At 42.8% G+C, this 12,879-nt stretch carries 9 protein-coding genes; 5 read left to right on the forward strand and 4 right to left on the reverse strand.

The features are described from left to right. Positions 1–140: 140 nt before the first annotated feature. From ACVBDY_RS10375 to ACVBDY_RS10385, 3 genes are all read right to left on the reverse strand, one after another. Entirely contained in the window at positions 141–542 is a 402-nt protein-coding gene (locus ACVBDY_RS10375; RefSeq protein WP_447175411.1) for a DUF7793 family protein, read from the reverse strand. Positions 543–972: 430 nt separating this feature from the next. Beyond that, the gene (locus ACVBDY_RS10380; RefSeq protein ID WP_447175412.1) at positions 973–1,941 is read right to left on the reverse strand and encodes a helix-turn-helix transcriptional regulator; all 969 of its coding nucleotides are present in this window, start codon (positions 1,939–1,941) and stop codon (positions 973–975) included. Positions 1,942–2,136: 195 nt separating this feature from the next. Further along, positions 2,137–2,544: a DUF7793 family protein gene (locus ACVBDY_RS10385; RefSeq protein ID WP_447175413.1), complete on the reverse strand. Its 408-nt coding sequence runs from the start codon at positions 2,542–2,544 to the stop codon at positions 2,137–2,139. A 258-nt stretch (positions 2,545–2,802) separates the two neighbouring features. Here ACVBDY_RS10385 and ACVBDY_RS10390 point away from each other — a divergent pair, with 258 nt between their 5' ends. Both ACVBDY_RS10390 and ACVBDY_RS10395 read left to right on the forward strand, forming a co-directional pair. Beyond that, positions 2,803–5,223, forward strand: a complete 2,421-nt coding sequence (locus ACVBDY_RS10390; protein WP_447175414.1) for an aminotransferase class I/II-fold pyridoxal phosphate-dependent enzyme — start codon at positions 2,803–2,805, stop codon at positions 5,221–5,223. A 293-nt stretch (positions 5,224–5,516) separates the two neighbouring features. Further along, on the forward strand, positions 5,517–5,780 hold the full coding sequence (locus tag ACVBDY_RS10395) for a hypothetical protein (protein WP_447175415.1): 264 nt from the start codon (positions 5,517–5,519) through the stop codon (positions 5,778–5,780). A gap of 27 nt (positions 5,781–5,807) precedes the next feature. Here the strand turns inward: ACVBDY_RS10395 and ACVBDY_RS10400 are convergent, their stop codons facing one another. Further along, positions 5,808–6,545 carry a LexA family transcriptional regulator gene (locus ACVBDY_RS10400; RefSeq protein WP_447175416.1) on the reverse strand — a complete coding sequence of 246 codons (738 nt, stop codon included), beginning with the start codon at positions 6,543–6,545 and terminating at the stop codon, positions 5,808–5,810. Positions 6,546–6,949: 404 nt separating this feature from the next. On the opposite strand from ACVBDY_RS10400, the gene ACVBDY_RS10405 reads away from it, so the two are divergent. The 3 genes from ACVBDY_RS10405 to ACVBDY_RS10415 all read left to right on the forward strand — a co-directional run bounded on the left by ACVBDY_RS10405 (position 6,950) and on the right by ACVBDY_RS10415 (position 12,823). Then, entirely contained in the window at positions 6,950–7,258 is a 309-nt protein-coding gene (locus ACVBDY_RS10405; RefSeq protein WP_447175417.1) for a TM2 domain-containing protein, read from the forward strand. Between the two features lie 1,115 nt (positions 7,259–8,373). After that, positions 8,374–10,581: a T9SS type B sorting domain-containing protein gene (locus ACVBDY_RS10410; RefSeq protein WP_447175418.1), complete on the forward strand. Its 2,208-nt coding sequence runs from the start codon at positions 8,374–8,376 to the stop codon at positions 10,579–10,581. 4 nt (positions 10,582–10,585) lie between these two features. Next, a complete protein-coding gene (locus tag ACVBDY_RS10415; RefSeq protein WP_447175419.1) occupies positions 10,586–12,823 on the forward strand; it encodes a PorP/SprF family type IX secretion system membrane protein in 2,238 nt (745 codons plus the stop codon). The last annotated feature ends 56 nt before the right edge of the window (positions 12,824–12,879 follow it).

The following is a 12,879-nucleotide window of genomic DNA, read 5'->3' on the forward strand; positions in this document are numbered from 1 at the left end:
TTTGTCTATTTCCTTTTCAGTATTTCAAGGCTCCTCCTTTCATCCCGATAACCATCGGGATGAAAGGAGGAGCCCTTTGGACTTTAAATAAGATACAGAACATATGTTTTTTGAGGCTACTATAGCACTAAAAACCTATATCAAAGAAATCCCTGTAGAAATTCGAGTACTTTATCTTTCTCCGTAAACACACCGGTGGGAACGCGAGGTTTGCTTTTCCGGACGTAAAAGTCCACCATGGCTTTGGTAAGTGGTGGTTCGGTAAGTACGCCTACGGCTTTGGCCAGGGCAGAACCTTCCCAGGCGAGAAAGTCCCTGGCCTGTTTATCCACATCACCCACATACCGGATATCGCAAAACACCGGGTATGCTTTTTCCTGTTGAAATGTAATGCGGTCTCTTACAATCTTTTTTGCCGCTTCCAGGTGTATCACGGCATCACTCTTATAAATAAAAAATAGGATGTTGTCCTGTATCCACAGCCGGGCAAATTCGTTTTCCACAAAACGTGGATCATGTTCGTAATCTTGGTATGTTATCATAATTTTATTGGGGCATTTTTCACAGCAATTTAACAAACTTCTATATATAAAACCACAGGTTGAAATAACATTAACATGTATAGTAAGCGCAATCTTACATTCTCTTATCCATGGGGAAGTATTGCTTATCTATTAGGGAGAATTTTACATATGTAAGTAAAACCTGTAGCATTTACCGTGTGAATTTTTTTAGCTTGCCTTAGCTAAGCAGCACCAGAGAAGAAAACCGGGACGGTCGTTTGACCTTAGAAGTCCCGGTTTTTAGAGCTTTAATTATGCGCTTTTAGTGCAGGACTTTGAATTATTAACCATTCGGTTATAGAATTGTGGCCAAATAACTCAATCAACTTAATAACCCGGCAATTTCATTGCCTTTCTAAACCTCTGGTTGCTTATTTCGTTCTTTAAAATTTCCCGGTTTGTGGCGATGTTACTTATCTTGCGCTCCTCCGTGTTTGCGAAATTCACTTGGCGATTGGCCGTATTTTTCTTTGAACGCCCTGGAAAAGTGAGGAGCAGTTTTAAACCCTGTCATCTCCATAATGTTTTTTAGTGGTAGTTTGGAATGCTCAACAAGGAGACGTGCCTTACGCAGTCGCTCATTCTGTAAATAACGGAATATAGTAGTGTCATAGAGCTGTTTAAAACCATATTTCAGCTTAAATTCATTGGTGCCTAGTGTACGGGCCAGTTCCTTAATGGAAAAATCAGCGTTTTTCAGGTTATTGGCAATATATTCACGGACCTTCCCTATTTTTTGGAAGTCCGATTCGCTGAGAGAAATACGAAGCGTATTCCCGGAAACCTGGTCGTTGGCGTTTTTGTCTTGTTCAGCTTTGCGGCGAAGTTCATTTTCGGTCTCCTCACTCCTCAATATAGTTTCTATGGCCGTAACAAGTATACAACCCTTGTTGTTTGGATTGAGCAGTGTGGATATGGAACAGATAGCCGGAACAATAAAGAATTCTTTTGCTTTGAAAGAAAGTTCAAGGATATGGCTGCACTTTTCGTCTTGGGTTAAAGAAGACCGGAAATCTGCCCAGACAGGCTTGGATTCTTCCGTAAGAAAGCTGTCGAGGGGCCTGCCTTGCATTTCGCCCTGGTCAAACAGGAGAATATCTGATGCCAGGGGATTAAGACTGAAGATATGAAAATCACTGTCCAGCACAAAAGCCATTTGCGCGATGTGGTTATAGGACTCATTGTAGTTCATAAAGGATTGGTGGCGTACAGATTCGCGGAGTTCTTCGGTCATCATATTAGCCTGTACAACCAGTGCCTCCAGTTCGTCGTTGTGGTTAGACCTTTCAATGTGGTAGGAAAAATTACCACCGGCTACTTCAAGAAGCATCCGGTTAATGCGTTGTATTCTCTCTTTATGGTGATCCTCATGTATCATTAGGGGTGGGTTTAAAAAGTTATGAGAACGATAAGTCCGATAACTATGTCGGAAGCGTTACATAGTATCCCGGTATTTTCTATAGGTGATAATGGGCTATATCGTGTGATAGCCGGGTGATGAAGAAAGGGGTGAATTATAAATTGTATACTATAGGTTGTTTATGCAATTTTATCTCTCCTCTGTCCGCCGGGATCATGGCGATATAAAAGATTCCAGGAACTGCAGCGCCTTATCCTTATCGGTAAATGTTTTTGTTGGGACAAGGGGCCTGCTTACCTTGATATAGAATACAGATATGACACGGCTGACATACCAAGGCGCTAATATGGAAACCGCGTTGGCGAGTGCAGATCCTTCCTGGGCGAGGAAATCCCTGGCAGCTTTTCGGACCTCTTTGAGGCCGCTGGTGTCACAAAATACGGGGAAACTCTTCTCTTTTTGGAGTTTCAGCCTGTCTGCGACAATGGTTATAGCCGCATCCAGGTCGATTACAGTGTTGGGCTTATACACAAAATAAAGAATGTTCCGGTCTATCCAGTACCAGGCATACTTGTTTTCGAACCAGGGCACGCCCGGGTTATAATCTTTAAAATACATCATAATTGGTAGGGTATATTATTTGGCAATTTAACAAATTTTATCTATAGGGTGCAATTTACAAGTACCCGGGTTATTATAAACGGTGAATTATGAAACGATACTTATCTGAGAGGGATTTTTTATTATCTGAGAGGGATTATTTTAAGATATAGGCAAACAGGGTATGCTAAATAGGGGTAATTTTTATGGTTTGGAAATATGTGAGAAACGGACAGCCGGGATATCATTTTATGATGTTCCGGCAGAAAGGGAAAAGGGATGGCAAAAATAAAACATAATAACTTTTTGGATACGGTGGACGAGATATTCTCGGATGGCATCAAAGCAGGTGTGCTGCACCTTTATGCCCAGGGCGAGAGCTTTAACGGCAGGAACATTAAGGTAAACAACAGGGATTTGCTGCATTTTGGTACTACCGGGTATCTTGGCCTGGAACAGGATTCCCGTCTTAAGAATGCTGCTGCCCGGGCCATTTTTAAATTCGGCACACAGTTTCCCCTTTCCAAGACCTATATTTCCCACCCGCTGTACAGGGAGCTGGAAGACAAAGTCCGGGCCATGTACGGGTATCTGGCGATCATCACCAAAAACAGTACCCTGGGGCATATTGGGGTAATACCAACGGCAGTGAGAGATGAAGATGGCGTGATCCTGGACCACCAGGTGCACTGGAGTGTGCAGAATGCTACCCAACTTCTCAAAGTGCGCGGCGTGCCCGTAGAAATGATACGGCACAACAACCTGGATATGCTGGAAGATAAGATAAAGGAATTGTCCTCAAAATGCCGGAGAATATGGTATATGGCAGATGGGGTTTACTCTATGTACGGGGATTATGCACCGGTTACCGAACTCATGGTCCTTTGTAATAAATACCCGCAGTTGCACCTCTATTTTGACGATGTCCACGGAATGAGTTGGACAGGAAGGAATGGTACGGGCTATGTTTTGCATACGCTGGGTGAACTTCCGGAGAATGTCCTGTTATTTGGTACCCTCAGTAAAACTTTTGGAGCGAGTGGCGCCGTACTGGTCTGTCCGGATAAGAAAATGTATGAGAAAATAAGGAATTTTGGTGGACCTCTTACTTTTTCGGCACAGCTTGAACCGGCCTCTGTGGCTGCTGCTTCTGCGTCTGCAGATATTCATCTCTCCCCGGAAATTTACAGGTTACAGGATGAATTGTATCACAAGATCAGCTATTTTAATCAGCTCCTGGAAAAAACGGAACTTCCGTTAATAAAACATAATGATTCCCCGGTATTCTATATAGGTACCGGGATGCCTGTAACCGGTTATACAATGGTAAGGCGATTGATGGAGGAGGGGCTTTTTGTAAACCTGGGAATATTTCCGGCGGTGCCGGTAAAAAATACCGGGTTGCGGATCACCATATCCAGGCATAATAAAAAAGAAGATATGGAACGGCTTGTGGAAGCGATGGTATACCATTATCCCAAAGCCCTGGAGGAAACCCATACTACGATCGACAGGGTGAGAAGAGCATTTCGGATGCCGGTAACAAAGGCCATACCGGAAGAGGTGGAAACCGGACCCCTGACCTTACAAATGGAAAGTACCGTCCACCGGATAGATAGAGAAGAATGGAATACATGGTTTGGCGGTCACGGGGTCTTTGACTGGTATGGTCTTAAATTCCTGGAAAAAGCCTTTTGCGGTAATACGAGGCCAGAGCACAACTGGTCCTTCTATTATTTTGTAATCAGGGATAAAGACGGAATCCCTGTACTGGCCACCTTTTTTACCTTGGCGTTGTGGAAAGACGATATGCTGGCCCCCGCTTCGGTTTCCGTAAAGCTGGAAGAAAAGAGACAACAGGATCCGTATTACCTCACTTCCCTTGTGCTGGGTATGGGATCCCCGTTTACGGAGGGGCGGCATTGCTACCTGGACAGCACACATCTGCAATGGCGGGAAGCCGTAAGGATTCTTTTGGAAAAACTGGAAACCCTAGATGAAAAGAAGGACACCTCTATGACAGTATTACGGGATTTTGCGGATGAGGAGCATCTGACCCGTGTATTCCACAACCAGGGTTTTATAAAAATGGCAATGCCCGATTCCTGCGTGGTCGAAAACCTGTCCTGGCAGGGAGCTGAAAAGTATGTGGCATCGTTGTCTTCCCGCTCCAGGAAGCATTTCCGAAAAGAAGTTAAGCCTTACGAAAAGTTTTTTAACGTGGCTTTCAAAGAGACCGTTACTACCGAAGAAGCGGGAGTCTATATGCGGCTCTTCGAAAATGTGCGACATAATAATTATGCTCTGAATATGTTCTCCTTCCCGGAAAAATTGTTAAAGATCATGTCTGAGCATCCTTTTTGGGAATTCATGGAACTTTCCCTGAAGGAGGAATATAATGGGCCAGAAAATAACATACCCGTAGGGGTTATGTTTTGTTATAAGAACGGAAACCAAACCTATGTTCCCGCCTTTATTGGAATGGATTATAGGTATGCCCGGGAATACCAGCTATACCGCCAAATGTTGTACCAGACGGTAATAAGAGCGGGTAGCCTGGGGTTCCGGAGGGTAGATTTCGGACTGTCGGCCTCTTTTGAAAAAAAGAAAATAGGGGCGAAGGTCATCTCCAAAGTGGCTTATGTCCAGGCCATGGATAATTTTTCCATGGAACTGATGGGAGCCATAAGGGAAGGGTAAAAAGAGGAGTGTATTATTTGATTTTTAGAGAGGCACACATTTAAAATCCATTACTTACTACTTTGCAAAGGCTGCAGATTCTTAGCGTCTTTGCGGAAAAACTTAACCAAATCTAACTGCTGAGTCTGCGGGGCTGCCTGGTATACTAGGTTTTCGTAATGGGCTCTAGGTACAAGAAGTTGGTAGTTTTTTGGTGTACCCGGGAAAAATCAAATGGTAATCACTAAAGGTGAAGAAAGTAAATATAATAACATAATTGGTATAACCCATTGGGTTAAAAATTTCACGGGGAAATGAGAGAAGATGCAAGTAAACATTGGAGGCTGGAAAAATTGCTGAAAAAATTTCGAGAAAATACTATAACCCGCAATGAGTTTGAGCAACTGGCGAAAATGATAAACGATCCCAACCTGGAAGGAGAAGTAAAATACTGGATGGAAGAGCACTGGGAAGATATGGATCTGTCGTGTGATCGATCCCCGTCAGAAAATATGAAAAGTAAGGAACAGTTTGACGAACTTCGGAAAAAACTGGAAGACAGAGAGCGGAATTCGTAGAGAGAAACAGATAGTTTTAAACGGGCTTTATGACTTAGGGGTTCCTTTTTTACTGTTACCTCTACCTATGAGATCTAATGAAAAAACCGATGTTACTATCCATATTTCAACAATTTCACCTGAGGCCATCTCCAACTCAGTAAAGGTGTTTTTAGGCTCATTGTCTCTGCTGAGATGAATGATCTCCGGGGTTGATGCATCTTTTTGAACCCGGGATATATAGATTCCTTTTACTGAACTTACCAATACATAAATGCTACCGTTTTTAAGTGCGGAAGTATCTGCGTCCACAAATTCTCCGACTACGTAGTCACCTTCTTTTAAGACAGGGTGCATTGAGGAACCCACAACCTGGAAGGCCCTGATGTTTTGCCCGGAGATAAAAGGGAAGGAGAATTTGGGCAGGGAGTCTATATAGTCTTTTTTGCCCGACTCCGCAACATATTGGAAATGGTCGTCTGCAGTAACTATGCTGAAGGCATTTTTATCGCCAGTCATTCCGGCAGATGCCTCACTCTTTTGCTTATTAAAGAATATTTTATCTATGTCAATACTATATGTCTGGCATACGGACAATATACGAGGATAATCCAGGGTATTTCTTTTTTTCCAGGTAGAGATCGTATTAGGCTTTACCTCTAATATATCCGATAATTCCGTATTGGTCCGGATGTCCAGGTATTCTTTAAGCCTGTCCAGGACTTCCGGTACTTCAAAGGGGATACCTTCTCCTTCCGGAACTTTGGTCCGCGGTGTTCTTTTCATAGGGTAGTTTTATGTTAATATATTTAATTCAGCAGGCAAGAGATGTTACCTCTTTTATACTGCTGTGTAAGTTTCGGACTTTATAGCTTACCAGAGAAGATCCAAACAGTCTCAAATTTAATTATTTTTTAGCAAAGCAAGGATAATATAATGAATTTTGTGGCTGATTTAAGAAAATCATAAGTATTTTTTACTAAAGGAGCGGGTTAATGGAATATTGTACATCGATCTGGTCTCATGGACTCATGCCCCAGAAACATATTTACCCCATGGGCAGTAGAACAAGTTCTAGACGTGTTTCGAACTTGTTCTACTTCGGTTTTATTTCTAAAATCAGAATATGATCTAACTTCGCTTCATCTTTTGAAAGGTACCGGAAATAGTTTGCAAATTATAAGAATACTATGAAAACAGAGATTCTTCCCGGCGGAATAGAAAAGGATAATTCCGGAAAAACAAGAGAAAAACTGGTCATGCGCAAACGCAGAAATAAAAGATTACTTGCCGGTATACTGGCAATTCTTTTAGGAGCTTTTGGAGTACATAAATTTGTTTTAGGTTATATAAAGGAAGGAATCGTTCAATTGGTATTTACTATGATCACCTTCGGGTTCGGAGGTTTGATAAGTCTTGTAGAAGGGATACTTTACCTGGCTATGTCCGACGAAGAATTTTACAGGACTTACCAGGAGGATAAAAGGAGTTGGTTTTGAGTTTTTTGGCATCTCTATTCCCTTGAATTGTAGTACAAGGAATCGGATTTTTCCCGATTTAAAAAAATATGACGATTCTTTAGCCTTTCAGTCGGCCCCGGTTGGTTGTCGGAACAGGGTTGTAGCGGTATTTCCCTTGTTCCGCGCCTGTGGGGTTGATACGAAAAAAGAGATACTGCCTTGCAAAGATTGTTTTCTGTTCTTCCTGTCGAAAGAAGGGCGGGTGAAGGCAAGGCAGGAGATGTGAGTTTTGGATTAGCTTGCCAGTTTTCCGGAACATATAAACATGTCAAATTTGCCCAACCCCTTCTTTAACGTGTTCAGTGAACGTTTTTTTTAAGTATTTTATGATCTTCCGGAGGCGGGTATCTGTGGTGTTGTGTGACCCGCCCTGGAGATCTTTATAATGGCTTTCCCGGCTCCTTACTATCATATAATTTTAGTACATGACAAAATTAGATTTTGGCACTATTTGTCGGAAAATCAGTTTTACCCTGGCCCTAAAGGGAACCCGATTTTCCTCGATTTCTCCCTTTAGGGACGGGGTCAAAAATTGAGGTAAATCTTGCGGAATTGAATTTTGTCATGTACTAATGGCATTTTCAAACCCGATTTTTGAGGTCTGATCTCTAAGTTATGGACCAATATGAGGGTTACTAAAAGAATTTTATCTGCACAATTCCGAAGTTAAATATCCTTAACCTCCAATCTCGATATATTTTGAGAGTAATGATAGTATACTTGTATGTCTATGTAAATAAGTGTTTTATGTGAGTAATTAGAATAAGTTCTACAAACAACCTAGAATAAGTTCTACACTCTGTTAGAAGTAATTCTATATGAATTCCAGTGTAAACCTCAGGGGCTACCAATACTTTTACATCTGCCAAAAGACAACATGTTTCATCAGTTGTATTTTGTAGTAATAAGGGTTAATCAAGTTGTTGGTAACTTGCCCCGGTAGGTTCTTGTGTTGCTTTGGTTTACAGGTATGAATTTTCCAGACATAATAGGCCTACCGGGTTTTTTTCTCTTATTACATATGCGGACGGAGTGTGGTTTTGTTTACAGGGATGTGACAAAACATGCTGTCCGGAACAACCCAAATGATGCCTATGGATAAAAAATTACCACACCTTGTCAAAAAATACATGCTGTTTTTGTTGCTCTTCGTAGCCGGGGGGTGGTGTTTTTCATATGCACAGACCCTTTATAAGCCCGAGCCACAATTTGAAACTCCTTGCGCTTCTGCTGGTTTTAATACATACAGCGTGTCATTTTCCTGGGATCCGCCATTAGTGGATTCTTCGAACGAATTTATCCTGGAATTATCCGATGCCAACGGAGATTTTGCAAGTAGTACGGAATTAGCCAGGGTAAGTGATATGAATACTACATTTGATTTTGATTTTGAATTCGGTTTTCCGGACACCACTGCAGGAGATGAGTACCGTGTAAGGGTGCGAAGTACAAGTCCGCAAAAATTCAGTTCTTCAAGTGATAAGTTCCCTGCTTACTATAGGGAAGTAAATCAGTCTCTTACCATCAACGTCATAAACGGGTCCGTAGTCGGTGATGTGGAATTGTGTGACGGGGGAGCCTATGAACTTTCCGCCTATAATTACCCGGATGAAAGTTCTTATATATGGTACCGTAGTGGAATGGAGATTCCCGGAGAAAAAGGATCTTCTTTAATGGTATCTCAGGAAGGAACATATTATGCGATGGTAGATTATGGTGAGTACTGCTCTTCCGATACGGCCTCTAACATAGTTAACGTATCGGTTGGCGGCGCACTGGAAGTATCCATTAATAACGGAGAACCTACACTGGATATATGCCCGGAAGACGATGCTGTACTCGTTACGGATATCGATAACCCAAGCTATACTTACACCTGGTTTAAAGACGGGCAACAAGTTGGAAGCCCCGGATACTTACCGGAACTTTCCCTGGGCGGGCCTGACCCGTCAGGAGAATATCGGTTACGTCTGGAAAACCAGAGTGGGTGTGTGACAGAATCCAATACGGTACAGGTAACAGTTCCGTCCGTATCCGTAAGTACCGATGCTGCGAGTAATGTATTGTTATTCCCCGGAGAAAACATTATGATAACGGCATCTACTACGGCAATTAGTCCGGAGTATACCTGGTATAAGGATAACGTTCCGATATCCGGGAGTACTGCTGCTTCTATAACTATAGACGAAACGGGGATTTATAAAGTAAGAGTGAAACAAACTTCCGGGTGTGCCATAGAAGCGTTTTCACAAGAGATTAAAGTTGCTCATCCGCAGGGTTTTACAATTATTATAGCGCCGGATGGCAATTATGACCCCTGTATGGATGCTGAAGCTACACTCAGGTTGAGTGGCATTTTTGCAGAGACAGAAGACGGTGCCTCCCTTGATGTGTATGATACGTATAAAGATGTATTCAACTATCAATGGTACCGAAACGGCAGTTACCTCGACGGCAGGACCGGAACGGCGTTAACTGTAAATCAACCTTCGGATAACGGAGTCTATACGTTAAAAGCCACATTCGAAGATGACGATATTATATCCAATGCCGTAGACCTGAAACTGAGACTGGAGGAAACTGTGTCCATCGAAGCTTCTGACGATATCCTTTGTGGAGGATCAATAACCATTAATATTACTACAGGTACCGGAAATACCGATTATACCTACGCCTGGTATAAAGACGGGGAAAAAATATCCGAAAATACTACGGCACTCGATATAGAGGAAGAAGGGACCTACAGGCTCGGTATATCCGCTTACGGATGTACGGTATTCTCCAACGAATTGGTGATACATCCTTTTGACGAGTCGGTTATAGAAGTTGATGCTCCCGAAAGGATCATTATCCCCGAAGGTACTTCAAAGACCATTACCGCATCCGGGGGAGACGCTTATGCCTGGTACAATGGAGATGACGAGCTTCTGTCCGATACCGATTCCTTAACAATAGACCAGGAAGATGAAGTATTACTTTTCGCCTACCTGGGCAATTGCGAGGTGGTCCGTGAATTTACCGTAGAATACCAGGACAGTTATATCATACCCAATATAGTGAGCCCTAATAATGACGGAATAAATGACCATTGGGTATTACCTAATATATATGCATTTAACCCGGATGTAGAAGTCACCATTTATAGTCCCGAAGGAACGCTATTGCTTCAGACCACGGAATACCAGAATAACTGGCCGGAATCTACCATGACCTACCCCAGTAATAAACCGGTTTTCTACTACAGGATATTGAAAGAGGAAAAAGAAGTGGTTCGACAGGGGACCATAACTTTAATACACTGAAAATATGCTTAAAAAACTACCCCTTATATTTTTAGTGTTATTAAGTGTTCCCTGTTGTTTCAGCCAGGAGAACGAGCAGACCGGTCCCGTACTTTCTTTTGAGATCCCGTCTCAAAACCTGTTAAGGTATAATCGCTACCTGGTACATCCGGCCTTCTCCGCTCTTGGTCCCGTAAATACGTATATAGGTTTTCATCATCGAAACCAATGGGCGGAATACGATAATTCCCCCGAAGTATACCTGGCAAATTTCTCCGGAAAAATAAACGAGCGTACAGGCTTCGGGCTTGGCTTGTTTCAGCAGGGGCTGGGAGTTATAGATAATTTCGGTCTTCTGGCCAATTATGCTTATGGCATTCAGGTTGCGGACTACAGTACGCTTACTTTTGGTGTCAATGTCGCATATTACCGGAGCGGAATTAATTGGGGAAGTGTTTTTGCTTCCGACAACCAGGATCCGGCATTGCAAAATATGGAGAATAGTTCTCTTATAGCATTTCATCCCGGATTAAACCTCTCTTTCCACAGTTTTGATGTGGGGGTATATGCAGAAAATATAGTAAACTTCAATCTCACCAATTATGAGTCCTATATAAGTGGTAATTCCGGTAAAATATTTTCTGCACATGTGATGCATACCCTCAAAATGGAGACGCTTAGCGGTGTATTTGAGGATGGAGAAATGACTACGATGCTCAGGGGAAGAAAGACGGGAGAAGACTTTTTCCCCGGAGCAAGCCTTATTGTAAACTTCCCCCGGTTGGGATGGCTTCAGGCAGGATATGATGACCTCTACGGAGCTGCGGCAGGTGTAGGGTTTAATCTTACAAGCCATTTATCGCTGGGATATACGGTCGAAAAAGGGCTGAGCGAAAATATTGCGAATTTCGGCACCACCCACGAATTCAGTTTGTCCTATGCATTTAAGCCTTCCGAGACTCCACCCCGTCACATATATACAAAAAGGAAACGTCCCGCGGTCAGGCCCAGACTACAAAAGCCTGTGGTTTCCACAACGGCCGGAACTCCGGAAGAAAAGCGTGAAGAAAAAACTAAAAATCCATCCGGGGAAACTATAAGCCAAACAAAGGAGATCTCTGAAAAAGCTGTGGCCTCAACAGCACAACCGCCGGCGGTTCCGCAGGTTGTACAAACACAGGAAAAAGACAGTGTAAAACTACAGGAGCAGAAGAAAAGTGGTCTCGGACATCAGCAACTGGGAGACACCCGTCTTACGGCGGAACGCAGAAGGCAGATAAAGGACTCCATAGACCAGGCAGAAAAAGCGGAAGAGATACGTCTGGCCCTGGCCAAAGAAGAAGAGCCTGTAAAAGACACGTTGACAGAATCCAAGACTGTTGTGACCATGTCTGCCATACAAAATCAGGGACCGGATATCGAAGACCTTCTTTTCGAAGCAGCCGCAAAACAGGAGAATATCCGTACGCAAACCGCAACACTTATGGATGTGGAAGACGGGTATTACATCATAGCCAATGTATTTAAAAGTGAATCCAATCTTAATAAATATATCAATACCCTGAGAAATAAGGGATGGAAAGCCGGTTCCTTCAAAAATCCGGAAAACGATCTCAATTATGTATATGTGAAGCAATATGATACCTGGGAAGAGGCGATAAACCAGCGTAAAAAACATGCCCGGGAATTGAATAACAGCGGGGTGTGGGTCTTTCGCGTAAAAAATGCGAAGACCGTACTGGCTAAAATGGAAAGTCAGAAAATATTCGGTGAAATGTTGATGGACAGTATTAAAGTAGCGCAGATAACCCCGCAAATAAAAGGCAATACGAAAGATAGTGATGAAAAATCAGTCTTGAATTTACCTCTGGCTGGCGGAGAGATCAGGTCTGCCGTAAAGAATACTTATATACCGGTAGATATCATAGAATCTGTACCTGTTTTCCCCGGATGTGAAGACCTTAGAAATAACGAGGAGCGAAAAGCCTGTCTGGCAAATGGTATAGACAAAGTGATCCAGAGAAGGTTCAGGGCGTCTGTGGCTACAGGGCTTGGCTTGTCCGGAATACAAGGTGTCTACGTGGAATTTAAGGTGGGAACTGACGGTGAAGTTTCCGTGTTACGTATCCGTGCGCCCCACAAACGGTTAGAAGAAGAAGCGAGAAGAGTCATAAGCCACATCCCGAAAATGAGACCCGGCAGACAAGGCAATACACCTGTTGACGTGATGTATTCAAAAGCAATAATTATAAAAATAGAATAATACATGAAGCCCCGTACATCCATTGGAACAACTAACAGATGCTATATTTCAGATCT

The sequence above is a fragment of the Sinomicrobium halophytocola genome, from assembly GCF_052983395.1.

What these genes read in the sequence shown, in the direction of transcription:
- ACVBDY_RS10410 (WP_447175418.1), top strand. Translation starts at nt 8,374, where the DNA reads ATGGATAAAAAATTACCACACCTTGTCAAAAAATACATGCTGTTTTTG.
- ACVBDY_RS10380 (WP_447175412.1), bottom strand. Translation starts at nt 1,941, where the DNA reads ATGATACATGAGGATCACCATAAAGAGAGAATACAACGCATTAACCGG.
- ACVBDY_RS10375 (WP_447175411.1), bottom strand. Translation starts at nt 542, where the DNA reads ATGATAACATACCAAGATTACGAACATGATCCACGTTTTGTGGAAAAC.
- ACVBDY_RS10415 (WP_447175419.1), top strand. Translation starts at nt 10,586, where the DNA reads ATGCTTAAAAAACTACCCCTTATATTTTTAGTGTTATTAAGTGTTCCC.
- ACVBDY_RS10405 (WP_447175417.1), top strand. Translation starts at nt 6,950, where the DNA reads ATGAAAACAGAGATTCTTCCCGGCGGAATAGAAAAGGATAATTCCGGA.
- ACVBDY_RS10395 (WP_447175415.1), top strand. Translation starts at nt 5,517, where the DNA reads ATGAGAGAAGATGCAAGTAAACATTGGAGGCTGGAAAAATTGCTGAAA.
- ACVBDY_RS10390 (WP_447175414.1), top strand. Translation starts at nt 2,803, where the DNA reads ATGGCAAAAATAAAACATAATAACTTTTTGGATACGGTGGACGAGATA.
- ACVBDY_RS10385 (WP_447175413.1), bottom strand. Translation starts at nt 2,544, where the DNA reads ATGATGTATTTTAAAGATTATAACCCGGGCGTGCCCTGGTTCGAAAAC.
- ACVBDY_RS10400 (WP_447175416.1), bottom strand. Translation starts at nt 6,545, where the DNA reads ATGAAAAGAACACCGCGGACCAAAGTTCCGGAAGGAGAAGGTATCCCC.